This window comes from Marinibacterium sp. SX1, assembly GCF_050389775.1.
Taxonomy (GTDB): Bacteria; Pseudomonadota; Alphaproteobacteria; order Rhodobacterales; family Rhodobacteraceae; genus Marinibacterium.
Genome location: NZ_CP177144.1, coordinates 3,257,344 through 3,272,652 on the forward strand (window position 1 = coordinate 3,257,344; position 15,309 = coordinate 3,272,652).

Annotated in this window: 15 protein-coding genes; 2 read left to right on the forward strand and 13 right to left on the reverse strand. The window is 67.9% G+C overall.

Annotated elements, in window-relative coordinates; all coding sequences use genetic code 11:
* Window positions 1-51: 51 nt before the first annotated feature.
* The 4 genes from ACK3BB_RS14720 to ACK3BB_RS14735 all read right to left on the reverse strand — a co-directional run bounded on the left by ACK3BB_RS14720 (window position 52) and on the right by ACK3BB_RS14735 (window position 5,022).
* A complete protein-coding gene (locus ACK3BB_RS14720) occupies window positions 52-483 on the reverse strand; it encodes an FKBP-type peptidyl-prolyl cis-trans isomerase (RefSeq protein WP_428925395.1) in 432 nt (143 codons plus the stop codon).
* 192 nt (window positions 484-675) lie between these two features.
* Entirely contained in the window at window positions 676-966 is a 291-nt protein-coding gene (locus tag ACK3BB_RS14725; RefSeq protein ID WP_428925396.1) for a hypothetical protein, read from the reverse strand.
* Window positions 967-1,201: 235 nt separating this feature from the next.
* On the reverse strand, window positions 1,202-3,004 hold the full coding sequence (locus tag ACK3BB_RS14730; protein ID WP_428925397.1) for an ABCB family ABC transporter ATP-binding protein/permease: 1,803 nt from the start codon (window positions 3,002-3,004) through the stop codon (window positions 1,202-1,204).
* 473 nt (window positions 3,005-3,477) lie between these two features.
* Window positions 3,478-5,022, reverse strand: a complete 1,545-nt coding sequence (locus ACK3BB_RS14735; protein WP_428925398.1) for a LysM peptidoglycan-binding domain-containing protein — start codon at window positions 5,020-5,022, stop codon at window positions 3,478-3,480.
* Between the two features lie 340 nt (window positions 5,023-5,362).
* On the opposite strand from ACK3BB_RS14735, the gene ACK3BB_RS14740 reads away from it, so the two are divergent.
* Complete coding sequence (locus ACK3BB_RS14740; RefSeq protein ID WP_428925399.1) at window positions 5,363-5,914, forward strand: TIGR00730 family Rossman fold protein; 552 nt, start codon at window positions 5,363-5,365, stop codon at window positions 5,912-5,914.
* A 7-nt stretch (window positions 5,915-5,921) separates the two neighbouring features.
* Here ACK3BB_RS14740 and ACK3BB_RS14745 read toward each other — a convergent pair whose 3' ends face one another.
* Window positions 5,922-6,680 (reverse strand): metallophosphoesterase, encoded by a 759-nt coding sequence (locus tag ACK3BB_RS14745; RefSeq protein ID WP_428925400.1) that lies wholly within the window; start codon window positions 6,678-6,680, stop codon window positions 5,922-5,924.
* 158 nt (window positions 6,681-6,838) lie between these two features.
* The gene (locus ACK3BB_RS14750) at window positions 6,839-7,438 is read right to left on the reverse strand and encodes a superoxide dismutase (protein WP_428925401.1); all 600 of its coding nucleotides are present in this window, start codon (window positions 7,436-7,438) and stop codon (window positions 6,839-6,841) included.
* A 127-nt stretch (window positions 7,439-7,565) separates the two neighbouring features.
* Between ACK3BB_RS14750 and ACK3BB_RS14755 the strand changes: the two genes are divergently transcribed.
* Window positions 7,566-8,330 (forward strand): FkbM family methyltransferase, encoded by a 765-nt coding sequence (locus ACK3BB_RS14755; protein WP_428925402.1) that lies wholly within the window; start codon window positions 7,566-7,568, stop codon window positions 8,328-8,330.
* Between the two features lie 148 nt (window positions 8,331-8,478).
* Here ACK3BB_RS14755 and ACK3BB_RS14760 read toward each other — a convergent pair whose 3' ends face one another.
* The 7 genes from ACK3BB_RS14760 to ACK3BB_RS14790 form a co-directional block, all read right to left on the reverse strand.
* Window positions 8,479-8,925, reverse strand: a complete 447-nt coding sequence (locus ACK3BB_RS14760) for a hypothetical protein (RefSeq protein WP_428925403.1) — start codon at window positions 8,923-8,925, stop codon at window positions 8,479-8,481.
* Window positions 8,926-9,025: 100 nt separating this feature from the next.
* A complete protein-coding gene (locus ACK3BB_RS14765) occupies window positions 9,026-9,589 on the reverse strand; it encodes a sarcosine oxidase subunit gamma (RefSeq protein ID WP_428925404.1) in 564 nt (187 codons plus the stop codon).
* Complete coding sequence (locus ACK3BB_RS14770) at window positions 9,582-12,599, reverse strand: sarcosine oxidase subunit alpha family protein (RefSeq protein ID WP_428925405.1); 3,018 nt, start codon at window positions 12,597-12,599, stop codon at window positions 9,582-9,584. Before ACK3BB_RS14770 ends, ACK3BB_RS14765 begins: the two co-directional genes overlap by 8 nt.
* A gap of 25 nt (window positions 12,600-12,624) precedes the next feature.
* On the reverse strand, window positions 12,625-12,960 hold the full coding sequence (locus tag ACK3BB_RS14775) for a sarcosine oxidase subunit delta (protein ID WP_428925406.1): 336 nt from the start codon (window positions 12,958-12,960) through the stop codon (window positions 12,625-12,627).
* Between the two features lie 4 nt (window positions 12,961-12,964).
* A complete protein-coding gene (locus tag ACK3BB_RS14780; RefSeq protein ID WP_428925407.1) occupies window positions 12,965-13,297 on the reverse strand; it encodes a TfoX/Sxy family protein in 333 nt (110 codons plus the stop codon).
* Between the two features lie 401 nt (window positions 13,298-13,698).
* Entirely contained in the window at window positions 13,699-13,896 is a 198-nt protein-coding gene (locus ACK3BB_RS14785; protein WP_428925408.1) for a hypothetical protein, read from the reverse strand.
* A 154-nt stretch (window positions 13,897-14,050) separates the two neighbouring features.
* Entirely contained in the window at window positions 14,051-15,295 is a 1,245-nt protein-coding gene (locus ACK3BB_RS14790; RefSeq protein WP_428925409.1) for a sarcosine oxidase subunit beta family protein, read from the reverse strand.
* Window positions 15,296-15,309 lie beyond the last annotated feature (14 nt).

The window sequence follows — 15,309 nt, forward strand, 5'->3', positions numbered from 1 at the left end:
GCGTATAATGCGCCGGCGCCGCGGATCATCTCCGCGGCGCCGACCCGTTGATCAGGCGATCTCGACCAGGGTGACGTCGAAGTTCAGAACCTGGCCGGCCAGCGGATGGTTGGCATCCAGCGTGACATGGCTGTCGGAGGTACCGGCCACGACGACGGGCATGGTCTGGCCGTCCTGGGTGGTGACCTCCAGCTGGGTGCCGGGATCGGTGGGGATGTGATCGGGGATGGCGTCGCGCGGGACGGCCTGGATCTTGGCGTCGTCCCGCGGGCCATAGGCCTCTTCGGGCGCGATGGTCACGGCGCGGGTCTCGCCCACTTCCATGCCGACGACACCCTTTTCCAGCCCGGGGATGATCTCCCCCGAGCCCAGGATGAAGCCCAGCGGTTCGCGGCCCGCGGATTGATCGAAGACGGTGCCGTCGTTCAGACGGCCCGTGTAATGGATACGCAACGTGTCTCCGGCCTTGGCGGCTTGGGTCATGGTCTGTCCTCTGGATTGGTATGAATTTGCCGAGGCCGCTTCGTCACGGGTGCTCGGTCGTCCGTCGGGCCGCCATGGCGACCCGCCCGGGCCCCTGCCACGACGGCAGGGCCCGACCACCGCAAGGATGCGGTGGCACATGGCCGGACCCTAACAAGCCCTCGGGCCAAGCGCAAATGGGCGGGATCCGGATCAGCGGCGGACGGAAAAGACCGTCCAGTTGTCGACCTCTCCCATCCAGATCGCGTCGAGCGAATTGGGCAGGACCTGGGCGTCGATGCCCGGCGGACAGGCAATCAGGATGGCGTCATCGTCCATGAAGGGATTGGTCACCTCGGTCTCGCCGGCCTGGAGACACGGATCGCCCGGCCCGGGATAGCCCTGACCGAAAAGCGCCAGGGAGGCCGGGCCCTCGGGCCGGCCCGGTTCGACCGGCACGTCGCAACCCGCCAGCCAGAGCGCGGAACCAAGGGCAAGGGACATGAAAAGGCGCATGGAGATACTCGCAGGGCTGAATGACAGGTGACCGCGCCGAGTGTCAGCCATGGCGCCGCCCGTGGCAAGGGCCCGCCCTTGTCCGGCCGTGCGCCTCAGGCTGATGGCCCGCCGGGTATTTGGGACCAAGAAGAAGACACAAGCGCGCGCCCCTGCTTCTTCTTGGTCTTAAATACCCGGCCTTGTCCCATCCACTTGGCAAGCCTTCCGGCAAGGGCGGCGGTCAGGCGGCGTCTTCGGCCTGTTGTCGGTCCCACAGCTGGGCATAGCGCCCACGCCGGGCCAGAAGGTCGGCATGGGTGCCCTGTTCGACGATCTCGCCTTGTTCCAGGACTATGATCCGGTCGGCCTCGGCGATGGTCGACAGGCGGTGGGCGATGGTCACCACCGTGCGGCCTTCGCCGGCGCGGCGCAGGGCGCCCTTGATTTCCTGTTCGGTATCCGTGTCCAGGGCCGAGGTAGCCTCGTCCAGCAGCAGGATCGGCGGGTTCTTGAGCAGCGCACGGGCAATGCCCACGCGTTGCTTCTCGCCGCCGGACAGTTTCAGCCCGCGTTCGCCGACGCGGGTGTCGTAGCCCTCGGGCAGGCCCTGGACAAAGTCGTGGATCTGGGCCGCCCGGGCGGCGGCCTCGATATCGGCCTGGGTGGCATCGGCCCGGCCATAGGCAATGTTGTAGCGGATCGTGTCGTTGAACAGCACCGTGTCCTGGGGCACCACGCCGATGGCCGCATGCAGGCTGTCCTGGGTGACATCGCGCAGGTCCTGGCCGTCGATCCGCAGCGCCCCGCCGGTGACATCGTAGAACCGAAAGAGCAGCCGGCCGAGGGTCGACTTGCCCGAGCCCGTCGCGCCGACGATGGCCATGGTACGCCCGCCCTCGACGGCAAAGCTGACCCCCTTGAGGATCTCGCGCTCGGGCTCGTAGTGAAAATGCACGTCCTGCAGCTCGATCCGGCCGTCGCGGATCACGAGCGGAGGGGCGCCGGGCTTGTCGGTGATCTCGGACGGCTGTTCGAGCAGGTCGAACATCTGGCCCATGTCGACCAGGGCCTGGCGGATCTCGCGGTAGACGAAGCCCAGGAAATTGAGCGGGCCGATGATCTGCATCATGTAGGCGTTGACCATGACGAAATCGCCGACGGTGTAGGTGCCGGCCTCGACGCCCCGGGCGGCCATGACCATGACCGTGACCAGTCCGGCATTGATGATCAAGGCCTGGCCGGCATTGATGGCGCTGAGCGAATAGGCCGTGCGGATGGCGGCTTCTTCATAGCCGGCCATGGCCTGGTCATAGCGGTCGGCCTCGCGCCGTTCGGCGCCGAAGTACTTGACGGTCTCGAAATTCAGCAGGCTGTCGATGGCGCGCTGCGAGGCTTCGTTGTCCTGGTCGTTCATGACCTTGCGGATCTTCACGCGCCATTCGGTGACGGCGAAGGTGAACCAGACATAGGCGCCGAAGGTGCCGACCAGGACCACGAGGAACCGCCAGTCGAAGACCCCGACGATGATCGCGCAGATCAGCACCAGTTCGAGCACCAGCGGGCCGATGGAAAACAGCAGGAAGCGGAGCAGGAAGGCCACGCCCTTGACGCCCCGGTCCATCACCCGGCTGAGCGCGCCGGTACGACGGGTGACGTGATAGCGCAAGGACAGGGCGTGGATGTGGCGGAAGGTGCGCAGGGCCAACCGGCGCAGGGCCTGTTGCGAGACCCGGGCAAAGAGCAGGTCGCGGAGTTGTTCGAACCCGACCTGCATCAGGCGCGACAGGCCGTAGGCCAGGGTCAGCCCGACCGCGCCAAGCGCCAGGATCGGCACGCCGCCATCCTTGGCCAGGGCGTCGACGGCGCTCTTGTAGAAGAGCGGGGTCACGACGGCGACGAGCTTGGTGCAGATCAGGGCGGCCATGGCCAGGGCCACGCGCATGCGGATGTTGGGCTCGCCCGGAGGCCAGAGATAGGGCGCGACATCGCGGATCACCCGCAGCCCGGCGCGGCGGTCCTGGGCGGCTGTGCTGGCGTCGGTCATGGGCGGCTTCCGGGGATGGCTGATGAGGGTTCAGACATAGGCGGCGGGGCGGAGGAAGGCCAGTGTGAAGGCAGTGGCCCATGCCCGGGGACGGTGCGGGCGGAGGTGGACGGCCGGATATTTGGGAAGAGAAAGAAGCAGGAGGTCGGGCCTGGGTGGGGAGTGATGTGCGGTGGTTTGGGGGGTAGCCCTTGCCGGGGGACGGTGCGGGCGGAGGTGGACGGCCGGATATTTGAGAAGAGAAAGAAGCAGGAGGTCGGGCCTGGGTGGGGAGCCGTGTGCGGTGGTTTGGGGGGTAGCCCTTGCCGGGGGACGGTGCGGGCGGAGGTGGACGGCCGGATATTTGAGAAGAGAAAGAAGCAGGAGGTCGGGCGTAGATGGAGAGCGGTGTGCGTTGTTTGGCGGGCCAGTAGCCTCGTTCGCTGGCTGAGCCGGCCGGCGGGTATTGGAAGGGTGGCGCTGCCGGGGGCCGGTCAGTTGGGGATGGCGAAGACCTGGCCGGGGTAGATGAGGTCGGGATCGCGGATGTTGTCCCGATTGGCCTCGAAAACCTTGACGTAGAGGAAGCCCGAGCCGTAGCGGTCCTGGGAAATGGCCCAGAGCGTGTCACCGCGCTGGACGGTGACCGCGGCGATCGAGGCGGCGGCGGATTGGCTGTCGTCCCGGGCGGCGGCGAGCACGGCCGGGGCTTCGCGTTTGAACGGGGTTTCCAGGCGTCCTCCGACCTGGCCATCGACGGCCAGCTGGTCGAGGCGCAGGGTGTAGACGCCGGGGCGCACGCCGGTGACCTCGCCCTGCCAGCGGCCGTCATCGCCGATGGGCAGGTCGGCCACGGCGACATTGTCGATATAGACACGCACGGCCGCGCCTTCGGGGGCCCTGCCGGACAGCAGGACCTCGCCGCCGTCGGTGTAGCTGATCGTGTCGAGCGACAGGCGGTCGAGCGCCTCGGGGCGCTGGGGCGTGCCCGGGCGCAGCAGTTCGACACCATCGGCGCCGGCGCGCAGGACGGCCACGGCGGCCGGGGTCTGGGGCGCGGGGGGGGCCGCGAAATCGCTGGGCTCCTGGCCGGGTGTGTCTGGCGCCGCGGGTGCATCGGGACTGGCTGGGGTGTCGGCGGTCACCGGGCGTGGGGCGGTCTGGGGATCGGCGCCGCGGCTGGCGTCGGCCAGGGCGGCCTCGGGCCCTTCGGGCCGGGCGGCCGGGATGACGGGGGCGCCGCCTTCGGCGGCTGTGGGCAGGGATGTGGCGCCCGTGGCGGGGCGGCTGTCGGGTTCGGCCGGGTCGGCGGACATGGTGGCCGGCCCCGGTTGGGCGGTGCCGGGACCCGCGGCGGCCAGCGTTTCGGGTGCCGGCCGGGGCATGGGGGCCAGGATGATGCGATCCTCGGACCAGGCCTGGGCATCGCCCAGCCGGGCCAGGAGGGTCAGCAGGCGCGGCTGATCGGAAGGGTCGAGCGACAGGAAGGCGGCGAACTTGCCCGACGTGTCGATCACGGTGCTGTCAAGCTCGACGTCGTCGAGATGCAGGATGGCCGTGGCGCCGGCCGGGCCGGTGCCGGCAATGACCGTGGTGCCGTCGGGGTCGACGCGGACCAGGTCGAACCGGGGAGCGGCGAGCGCGGGCGCCTCATTGGCGGCGGTGTCGGTGGGGCCCGGCTGGACGGCGGGTTCGGCGTTCGGGGTGTCGATGGTGCCGTCAGAGCTGGTATCGGCCGTGTTGTCGGTTGTCGTGGCACGGGCGGTATCGGCGGGTATCGTGGTGCCCGGGCTGTTGCCACTGGCCCCGGTGGAAGAGTCGGATGCGCCATCGGCGGAAACAGGCGCAGGCGGATCGGCCGGGGCCTCACCGGCTTGCGGGGCGCCGGCGCTTGCGGCAGGGTCCGACACAACGGCCGGCTGGACCTGGCCGCGCAGGTAGACGTCGCGCCCGACAAGGCCCACAACGGCCAGCCCGGCCACGGCCACAGCCATGCTGGCCGCGGGCCCCATCCCGAAAAAGCCGGTCCTGACCGCCATCCTTGTCCTTTCCCATGCCCAAACAGGCCCGGATCACGCCCGGCCCGCAGCTGTCCCCATGCGGCACCTGCCGCCAGTCTCGCACGGCATCCGCCGTCCGTATCCTACGGCGCGTGCCCCGTCAGTACGGGGCGCGGCGCTGCCGTAAACCCGCGGCGCCCGGTCACCGTTGCCATGCGGCCTGCGCCACACATCCCCGGCCCGGGTGCCTCAACTTTTGCCGGGTCATCCCGTCCCGGGTTGAAGCCATTGTATCAACGGGGCAATCTGCGGTCAAAATCCGGGCGCATCCGTCGCGGAGATTAATCCCACCTGTTGCTGACATGAACAAGGACAGAACATGGCGCCCAAATCCGTCTGTGTCTATTGCGGTTCCCGCCCCGGCCGAAACCCGGCCTATGCCGAAGCCGCCAAGGGATTCGGCCAGGCCCTGGCCGGCGCTGGCTGGCGGCTGGTCTATGGCGCGGGCGATGTCGGGCTGATGGGCGAAGTCGCCCGGGCGGCCCAATCCGCGGGGGGCGAGACCTTCGGGGTGATTCCCACCCACCTGATGCAGCTGGAAGTCGGCAAGACCGACCTGACGCGTTTCGTGATCACCGAGACGATGCACGAGCGCAAGAAGGTCATGCTGATGAATGCCGATGCCGTCGTGCTGCTGCCCGGCGGCGCGGGATCGCTGGACGAGATCTTCGAGGCGCTGACCTGGCGCCAGCTGGGCCTGCATGGCAAGCCCATCGTCGTGCTGAACACCGACGGGTTCTGGACGCCCTTTCTGGGCCTGGTCGATCACGTGGTCGCCGAAGGCTTTGCCGATGCCTCGTTGCGCGGCTTCCTGCAATCGGCAGACACGCCCGAAGCGGCGATGGACATCCTGCGCGCGGAGCTGGCCTGAGGGCGGCTCAGCCCGCCCCGCCGGCGGTGCCTTGGGCGATGAGCTCGACCAGGGTGACCTCGGGCGGTGTGCCGATGCGCAGGGGCATCTTGGAATAGCCCACACCTGACGAGATCACCAGGTGGCGCGGCCCGTCGGTGATATGTCCGAAGACAAACCGCCGGTCGATCGCCCGCGGCAAAACCGGCGCATGGCCGAAGACCCGGATCTGGCCGCCATGGGTGTGGCCGGAAAAGGTCACGGCCACGTTGTCGGGCACCCGGGCAAAGACCTGGGGTTCGTGGGCCAGCAGCAGTGTCGGCGCGCCCTCGGGCACGCCCGACAGGGCCGCATCCAGGTCGTCGCGGCCGATGAACTCGCGCTTGCTGCGATAGATCGCCTCCTGGCTGTCCAGCCCGGCCAGCCAGACCCCGTTGGCCAGCTCGCAGGCGCTGTTCGTCAGCACCGTAATGCCCGCGTCCTGCAGGGCCTGCCCGGTTTCCACCGGCCCGGCCTCGCGGGCCTGGGCGGCCGGGTCTTCCCACCAATCGTGGTTGCCCAGCACGGCAAAGGTGCCAAGCGGTGCGCTCAGCCGGGCCAGCCGGGTGGCGATCTCTTCGAGCGGCGGGGTGATGGTGCGGGCCATGCTGGGCCCCGGTGTCAGATCGCCGGGCAGCAGCACCAGGTCGGGCGACAGCGCCTGCGCCCGGGCGATCACCTCGTCCAGCCGGGCCAGCGGCATGTAGGGCGCGCCCATGTGCAGATCAGAGATCATCACCACGCGCATCGGTCGGGTCCAACCCCGGGGCGCAATGCGCCAGCTGCGCGTGATCAGCTTTTGGCGCGGGGCGACAAGCCCTTGCCACAGCTTCTGAAAAAGGCCTGCCGGGGCATCCGGCAGGCCTTTCCCGTTGTTGTCGATTGTCCCGTTGGGGGACATGCCGATCACATCCGGCTGGCGACGTTTTCCCAGTTCACCAGGTTGTCCAGGAAGTTGGTCAGGTAGGCCGGGCGCTTGTTGCGGAAGTCGATGTAGTAGGAATGTTCCCACACGTCGCAGCCCAGCAGAGCGGTCTGGCCGAAGCACAGCGGGTTCACGCCGTTTTCGGTCTTGGTGACCTTGAGCGAACCGTCGGTGTCCTTGACCAGCCAGGCCCAGCCCGAGCCGAACTGGCCGGCGCCGGCAGCGGAGAACTGCGATTTGAACTCGTCGACCGAGCCAAAGGCTTCGACCAGGGCTTTTTCCAGCTCACCCGGCATGGCCGAGGCGCCCGGGCCCATCATTTCCCAGAACTGGTTGTGGTTCCAGAACTGCGATGCGTTGTTGAAGATGCCGTTCTGGGCAACGGCCGAAGGATCATAGGTGCCCTTGATGATCTCTTCCACCGACTTGCCTTCCCATTCGGTGCCGGCGATCGCCTTGTTGCCGTTGTCGACATAGGCCTTGTGGTGGATGTCGTGGTGAAACTCCAGCGTTTCCTTGGACATGCCCTTGTCGGCAAGTGCGTCGTGGGCATAAGGAAGATCAGGAAGTTCGAAAGCCATTTGGGCCTCCCCAGTTAATGAATTGGCTGACAGGTACATGCGGCCATGGCCGCGGCAGGTCAAGGCTTGCGCTAAGAAATGGTCCGGGCGACATGTCCGGTGACAAACCAGCGGTGGCAGAGCAGGCATGTGGACATCATTGCGCAAGACCCTTTACCGGGCGCGTGGCTATCTGGAAACGGATCTGGCCGGGCAGAGGTTCCGGCTGGACCCCTATCATTCGACATTCTGGCGCAAGGCCGCGGCGGGCCGGTGGGAACCCGAGACCTTTGCCACCCTCGCCGCCCATCTGACGCCGGATTGCGATTACCTCGACATCGGCGCCTGGATCGGTCCGACGGTGCTGTATGGCGCGCGCCATGCCCGGCGGGTGATCGCGCTGGAACCCGATCCGGTGGCCTTTCGCGCCCTGTCCTGGAACGTCGAGCTCAACGCCATGGAAAACGTCTCGGCCCTGCCCCTGGCGCTGGCCGACCGGGTCGGCGTGATGCGCATGGCCGGGATGCGGGGCGAACGGGGTGACAGCACGACCAGCCTGCTCAATCCCGGCGGCGAGGCCGGGTCGGACGTGGTGACGATGGATTGGCAGACCTTCGCCGATGCCCGCGACCTGTCGGGTGTCGGGCTGGCCAAGATCGATGTCGAAGGAGCGGAATTCGGGTTGGTGCCCCAGATGGCAGGCTGGCTCGAGGCGCAGCGCCCTGCCCTTTTGCTGTCGACCCATGCGCCCTGGCTGGCCGCCGACGAGCGCGCCGGCCGGATGCGGGCGCTGGTCGATGCGCTGGGGTTCTACGCCCGGTGGCAGCGCCCCGACGGCGAGCCGGTCGACCCGGCCGAGCTGCGCGACGGTGCCACGCTGGACCGGTTCGACACGCTGCTGCTCAAGGGCTGAGCCCACCGCCCGCGCCCGGATTTTTCGAAAAATCCGGGGCCCCTCGGGTGCGGAGCGCTCCGGGTCAATTGGCCGGGGATCTGGCGGCGCTCGGCGCCTGGCCTCCATCCCGCGTCACGCCCCGAAACATCCCCCGCGCAGCCGGCGATCAGCCCGCCGGCACGGTCTTGGTCGGCTGGCATTTGCCCCGGCCGCCCATGCCCTGGTTGTCGGCCCCGGCATAGTTGACACTGACCAGGATTTCCCTGCGGTCAGCGAAATACCGCACGGCGAAATCGGCCCGGGACGACAGGTTGCCCTTGAACTTCATGTCCAGCCCATAGTGGATCTCGTACCGGCCATTGCCGCTCTTGGTATAGCGTTCGACGATCGGCTTCTTGTCGTGGTAATTATGGATCAGACCGTCGTAAACCACGGCAAGATTTCGGCTTTCGTCCAGCTGCAGGAACATCTCGTCGCTGTTGCCATAGCCCCGGCCGTAATTCGACATCTTGCAGCTGAAGGCCGAAACCTGCGCCGCGGCCGCCGTGCCCAGCATCATCGATCCGGCCAGAACCATCGTGGCCAGCCCGGCCCCGGAACGCACCATGTTCATGTGACATACTCCCTGCAGTTGCATTAACCCCGCAAGGAGTAGGCACCCCGGACCCGGCATGAAAGACCAAAGGCCCGAGGGTTGCGCAACGTCAACCGGTTCAGGCTGCCGGCGGGGTGAACAGGTGCACTTCGGAGCCCGGCTGGGCGGCAATCCGCAGCAGGTCATGGACGTAATCGCCGACCGAGCGGAAGCAGATCACGTGAAAGACCCCGTCCTTGCCCAGCCAGATCGCCCCGGCCACCTGGCCCAGCTTGGTCCGCCGCACCATGCCCGGGGTGAACCCCTCCGGCGACATGTCGAGCGGGCAGATCTTGGCCAGCACCTCGCGGGCCAGCGGCCCCGAGACCGTGAACCGCACGCGCATGTCCGACACGTCCAGCGCCATGGCGTGATGCCCGGCCATCGCCGCGCCCAGGGCATCGAGATGGCCGGCAAGATCCGCCGCCGGGCACAGCGCCAGCAGCTCGTCGGGCGACATCCACAACAGCCCGGCCTCGTCCTTGAACCGCCCTTCCAGCGGCCCGGGCATCGCCACGCCCAGGCGGTCGGCGGCCTCTTTCAGCACCGCGGCCGCGTCCTTGTCGCCGCGCAGGGCAATCATGCCCTGCCCCGCCACGGTCCCGATCTCGGCGATGCCGGTCTCGTTGACTGCCTCAGCCATGGAGCTTGCCTCCGTCCTTGTCGTAAAACACCGGGTCGGTGATCTCGGCCCGGTAGGGTTTGCCGTCGGTGCCCGGGAAGCTGAGCACCTCGCCCATGCGGTCGGGCCCGTTCAGCACCAGCCCCATGGCAATGCCCCGGCCCAGCGTCGGCGAGTAATAGGACGAGGTCACCCGCCCCTGCACGTTGCGCTGGCCGTTGGCGTTCTTGCCCTCGGCCACGGCATAGGCCCCGTCGGGCAGGACGGCATCGTCATGGGCCAGCAGGCCGACCAGCTTCCAACGGTCGGGATCGGTCATGTGCACCCGTTCCTGCCCGCGCTTGCCGATGAAATCGTCCTTCTTCTTCGAGATCGCCCAGTTCAGCCCCAGGTCCTGGGGGATCACCGTGCCGTCGGTCTCGTCGCCGATCATGATATAGCCCTTCTCGGCCCGCAGCACGTGCAGCGCCTCGGTGCCGTAGGGCTGGATGTCATGGGCCGCGCCGGCCTCGACAATGCGGTCCCACAGCGCCTGGCCCTGGCCCGCCTTGACGGCAATCTCGAAGCTGAGTTCACCCGAGAAGGAAATGCGGAAGACCCGCACGTCGAACCCGGCCAGCTGGCCATCAGCCCAGGCCATGAAGGGCAACGCCTGGCTGTGCAGGGCCATGCCGCCCAGGCTTTCCAGCACCGTGCGCGCCCGCGGGCCGACCACGGCGATCTGGGCATATTGCTCGGTCAGGTTGGCCGTCCAGACCTTCCAGTCCCACCATTCGGTCTGCAGCCATTCCTCCATGTGGGCATGGATATGCTCGGCCCCGCCGGTCGTCGTGTGACACAGCCAGGTGTCCTCGTCGATCCGCGCCACGACACCGTCATCCATGAGGAAGCCGTTTTCGTTGCACATCAGCCCATAGCGGCAGCGGCCCGGTTTCAGCGTCGACATCATGTTGGTGTACATCATGTCGAGGAACCGGCCGGCATCGGGACCCTTGACCAGGATCTTGCCCAGGGTGGAAGCATCAAGGATTCCAACACCTTTTCGGACGTTCTTCACCTCGCGCGTGACAGCGTCATGCACCGTCTCGCCGGGCCGCGGATAGGCATAGGGCCGGCGCCACTGGCCGACCGGCTCGAAATCGGCGCCATGGGCCTCGTGCCAGCCATGCATCGGCGTCTTGCGCAGCGGCTGGAACACCGGGCCGCGCGCCTCGCCGGCAATCGCGCCCATCGAGATCGGCGTGTACGGCGGGCGGAACGTGGTGGTGCCCGTGGTCGGGATATCCTGATCCAATGCCGCAGAAAGCACGGCCAGACCGTTGATATTGCTCAGCTTTCCCTGATCCGTGGCCATGCCCAGCGTGGTGTAGCGCTTGGTGTGCTCGACGCTCTGATAGCCTTCCTGCGCGGCCAGGTTCACATCCGAGACCTTGACGTCGTTCTGGTAATCCAGCCAGGCCTTGGCCCGCAGGTCGTGGCCGGCCGCGGCGGGCATCATCCAGACCGGGCGGATCGGCGTCTCGGGCGCGTTGGCCGCCACCGGGCGGCGGCGCGTGCGTGCGGCCTTGCCGATCTCGCGGGCGGCATTGCGCCCGGCATCATGGCCGCAACCCAGCACGTCGCCCAGGGCCAGTTCGCCATTGGCCGCCCCGGCGGGCAGGACGAAACCTTCGCCATCGGCGCCGGTCGGCGGGCGCTTGGGATCGGGGCGGAACATGGCCGCGGCCTCGTCCCAGATCAGCTTGCCGCCGCAATGGGACCACAGGTGCACCACCGGTGACCAGCCGCCCGACATGGCAACGGCATCACAGGCCAGCTCGCGCTCGACCGCCCCGCCGGCCCCATCCTGCGAGCAGATCATGACCTTTTCCACCCGGCCCGAACCCTTGACCATGGCAATGGCCCGGCCGGTCTCGATCTCGATGCCCAGGGCCGCGGCCTGCGCGGCCAGCTCGCCCCCGCCCAGCGGGCGGGCGTCGACGATCAGCGGCACCTCGATGCCGGCGGATTTCAGGGCGATGGCCGTGCGATAGGCATCGTCATTGTTGGTCACCACGACAACCCGCTGGCCGACCGCCACGCCGTAGAGTTCGAGGTAGTCGCGCATGGCCGAGGCCAGCATGACCCCCGGCAGGTCGTTGCCCGCAAAGGACAGCGGCCGTTCGATCGCCCCGGTCGCCGTGATCACCCGGCCGGCGCGGATGCGCCACAGCCGGTGGCGCGGGCCGGGCAAGGTCGGGCTGTCGTCGCGCAGCCGCTCATAGCCCAGCACGTAGCCGTGATCGTAGACGCCCGAGCCCATGCAGTTGAGCCGCAGGGTGACGTTTTCCATCGCGGACAGCGCGGCGATTGTCTGGTCGACCCAGTCGGCCGCCTCCATCCCGTCGATCTCGCCGCCATCGCTCAGCACGCGCCCGCCCCAATGGGGCGATTGTTCCATCAGCAGCACCCGCGCGCCACCCGAGGCCGCGGTCAGCGCGGCCTGCAGGCCGGCCACGCCACCGCCCAGGATGACGATGTCGGTATGCACGTGGACATGTTCATAGCTGTCCGGGTCGGCTTCGGTCGGCGCCTGGCCCAGACCGGCGGCCTTGCGGATGAAGGGCTCGTAGATGTCCTTCCAGAATTCGCGCGGATACATGAAGGTCTTGTAATAGAACCCTGCCGGCAGGAAGCGCGACAGCCGGGCATTGATCGCCCCGATGTCGAAGTCGAGCGACGGCCAGCGGTTCTGCGACTGGGCGACCAGCCCGTTGAACAGCGGCGTCGTCGTCGCCCGCTGGTTCGGTTCGAACCGCGCGCCCTCGCCCAGCCCGACCAGGGCGTTGGGCTCTTCGGGTCCGGCCGCCACCGGCCCGCGCGGGCGGTGGTACTTGAACGACCGGCCCATCACCAGCTGGCCCGCCGCCAGCAGGGCCGAGGCCAGGGTATCGCCGGGATGGCCGGTCAGGCGCTTGCCGTCGAAGGTGAAGGGAAGCGTCTGGCCGCTGTCGATAAGCCGGCCCTTGCCGGCGATCCGCGTGCTGGTCATGCCGCGTGGTCCTTGTTGTCGGTCGTCATTTCGCGCTCAGGTCCCGCCAGGTCCAGTCCGGCCGCCGGGCCGTGATCCGGTCCAGGATGTCCTGCGGGGGTTGCGTGGTCTGGGCCGGATAGGTGCCGAAGACTTCCAGCGTCACGGTGCAGCGGGCGGCGTGGAACCACTTGCCGCAGCCATAGGCATGGCGCCAGCGTTCGAAATGCACGCCCCGGGCGTTTTCACGGTGGAACATGTAGGCCGTGAAATCGTCATCCGTCGCGCCCGGCCCGTGGCGGGTCAGGTGCGCCTCGCCCCCGGGGCTGAGTTCGGTTTCCTCGGTCATCGCCCCGCAACAGGGGCATTGCAGCGTCAGCATGGGGTCATTCCTTTGGCGGCAGGCCGGCCACATGGGCCAGGGACGCATCGGTCAGTCTTTGGCGGAGGGTGGCATCGTCGAAGGCGCCGTCGTCGAGCCGGACAAAGCCGCTCATCCGGCGGCGGCCCTGCATCATCGGCGCGACACCGTCGATGGCCAGGAAATCCGGCTCGGCGGTCTTGCCCGGGCGATAGAGCGCGCCCTTGGGCCCGTAGCCGCCCAGCATGTTGCCATGAAGCAGGAAGCAGATGCCGCCGAACATGCGCTTTTCGCCCAAGCCCGGCTCGACGCCGAAATCGGCGCGCATCAGGTCGGCGCGGGCTTCGTCATAGGCCATGGGCGACCTCCCGGCGATATGCGGGGCGGAGCGGCCCTGGGTGCATCCGTGCGAGGTGGCGCGGCGCCGGGCAGATTGGCACAAGGCAGGCCAACGCAGCGGAAAACGGCGCGGGACGGATCAGCCTGGGGCCGGATGGCGCGGGGTTAACCGGCAAGGGGCCACGTGGCGCGGGGCGGATCGGAACGGGGCCGGACTGCGCAGGGCTGATTGGCACCATGCCGGAACGATCGGCCGGGCCATGTGCCACGGAACAGGCTCCCAAACGGTCGGTGCCGGATGCCGGGCCGGCAAACCGGGGCCCGGACATGAAAAACGGATGGGCACGAGGCAGGCCCATCCGGTACTTGTCAAAGAACTGAACTCTCGGCCCGCGCGACGGCTGCGGGCGGCCACGGGCGTCAGTTGCCCGGGTTGACCTCACCTTCGATTTCCGCGCCGCCGGGCAGCTCGATGCGCACGTCGGGCTCGTCACCAATGGGCATGTTGCCGGTGTAGACAACGTAGCCGATGGCGATGAGGGCCACGACGACGGCGCCCAGGATGAAGGCGATCGCCGTGTTGCCGTTTCCGGTCGATTGATGTGTCTGGTCGGACATGTCGGCCTCCTGCAAGTGTCGGTTGCAGGGGTAACCGCGCGGGCCGGCGAAAGGTTCCCGGCCCGGTGCCGGGTTGCCCCGACGTCCGCCGTCCCGCGGCCCAAGATTTTTCCCGGAAAAATCTCGTACCCGTAGCGATAAGCGGCCTGGCCGGTCAATGCGCCACCCCCGCCGCCACGCTTTCGTCGATGAACCGCCCCTCGCTGAACCGGTCCAGCGAAAACGCCTCGCAGAGCGGCGCCTCGCCCTTGGCCATCAGCTCGGCAAAGCCCCAGCCCGAACCGGGGATGGCCTTGAACCCGCCTGTGCCCCAGCCGCAATTGATGAAACAATTGCCCAGCGGGGTCTTGGACAGGATCGGCGAGCGGTCGCCCGTCATGTCGACGATGCCCCCCCATTGCCGCAGCATCTTCAGCCGCGAGATCATCGGGAAGGTCTCGATCAGTGCGCGCACGGTTTCCTCGACATGCTGGAACGACCCGCGCTGGGTATAGTTGTTGAACCCGTCGGCCCCGCCGCCGATGACCATCTCGCCCTTGTCCGACTGGCTCATGTAGCCATGCACGGTATTGGCCATGACGACCACGTCCATGCAGGGTTTGATCGGCTCGCTGACCAGCGCCTGCAGGGCCACGCTTTCGACCGGCAGCCGGAACCCGGCCATCTGGGCCAGAACGCCCGAATGGCCGGCCACGACGATGCCCAGCTTGTCGCAGGCAATGGCCCCCTTGGTCGTCTCGACCCCGGTGACCTGGCCATTGTCGGAGCGCACGCCGGTCACTTCGCAATTCTGGATGATGTCCATGCCCATGGCCGAACAGGCCCGGGCATAGCCCCAGGCCACGGCGTCATGGCGCGCCGTGCCCCCGCGCGGCTGCCACAGCCCGCCCAGCACCGGATAGCGCGGCCCGTCGAGCCGGATGATCGGCACGATCTCCTTGACCTTCTCCGGCCCGACGAATTCGGTCTCGACGCCCTGCAGCCGGTTGGCATGAGCCGTGCGCTGATAGCCGCGCACCTCGTGGTGGGTCTGGGCCAGCATCAGCACGCCGCGCGGACTGAACATGACGTTGTAGTTCAGGTCCTGGCTGAGCCCTTCATAAAGATCGCGGGCCTTTTCATAGATCGCGGCCGACGGGTCCTGCAGATAGTTCGACCGGATGATCGTCGTGTTCCGCCCGGTGTTGCCTCCGCCCAGCCAGCCTTTTTCGATGATCGCCACGTTGGTGATGCCGAACCGCTTGCCCAGGTAATAGGCCGTGGCCAGCCCGTGTCCGCCGGCGCCGACGATAATCACGTCATAGCGATCCTTGGGCTGGGCATGGCGCCAGGCCCGGGACCAGCCCTTGTGGTCGTTCAGGGCCTCACGGACGAGGGCAAAGGCGGAATATCTCTTCATGGTCAGGCGATTCC

Coding starts and splice junctions, on each gene's coding strand:
- ACK3BB_RS14720 (WP_428925395.1), bottom strand. CDS start 483: ATGACCCAAGCCGCCAAGGCCGGAGACACGTTGCGTATCCATTACACG.
- ACK3BB_RS14725 (WP_428925396.1), bottom strand. CDS start 966: ATGTCCCTTGCCCTTGGTTCCGCGCTCTGGCTGGCGGGTTGCGACGTG.
- ACK3BB_RS14730 (WP_428925397.1), bottom strand. CDS start 3,004: ATGACCGACGCCAGCACAGCCGCCCAGGACCGCCGCGCCGGGCTGCGG.
- ACK3BB_RS14735 (WP_428925398.1), bottom strand. CDS start 5,022: ATGGCGGTCAGGACCGGCTTTTTCGGGATGGGGCCCGCGGCCAGCATG.
- ACK3BB_RS14740 (WP_428925399.1), top strand. CDS start 5,363: ATGGCGCCCAAATCCGTCTGTGTCTATTGCGGTTCCCGCCCCGGCCGA.
- ACK3BB_RS14745 (WP_428925400.1), bottom strand. CDS start 6,680: ATGCGCGTGGTGATGATCTCTGATCTGCACATGGGCGCGCCCTACATG.
- ACK3BB_RS14750 (WP_428925401.1), bottom strand. CDS start 7,438: ATGGCTTTCGAACTTCCTGATCTTCCTTATGCCCACGACGCACTTGCC.
- ACK3BB_RS14755 (WP_428925402.1), top strand. CDS start 7,566: ATGTGGACATCATTGCGCAAGACCCTTTACCGGGCGCGTGGCTATCTG.
- ACK3BB_RS14760 (WP_428925403.1), bottom strand. CDS start 8,925: ATGAACATGGTGCGTTCCGGGGCCGGGCTGGCCACGATGGTTCTGGCC.
- ACK3BB_RS14765 (WP_428925404.1), bottom strand. CDS start 9,589: ATGGCTGAGGCAGTCAACGAGACCGGCATCGCCGAGATCGGGACCGTG.
- ACK3BB_RS14770 (WP_428925405.1), bottom strand. CDS start 12,599: ATGACCAGCACGCGGATCGCCGGCAAGGGCCGGCTTATCGACAGCGGC.
- ACK3BB_RS14775 (WP_428925406.1), bottom strand. CDS start 12,960: ATGCTGACGCTGCAATGCCCCTGTTGCGGGGCGATGACCGAGGAAACC.
- ACK3BB_RS14780 (WP_428925407.1), bottom strand. CDS start 13,297: ATGGCCTATGACGAAGCCCGCGCCGACCTGATGCGCGCCGATTTCGGC.
- ACK3BB_RS14785 (WP_428925408.1), bottom strand. CDS start 13,896: ATGTCCGACCAGACACATCAATCGACCGGAAACGGCAACACGGCGATC.
- ACK3BB_RS14790 (WP_428925409.1), bottom strand. CDS start 15,295: ATGAAGAGATATTCCGCCTTTGCCCTCGTCCGTGAGGCCCTGAACGAC.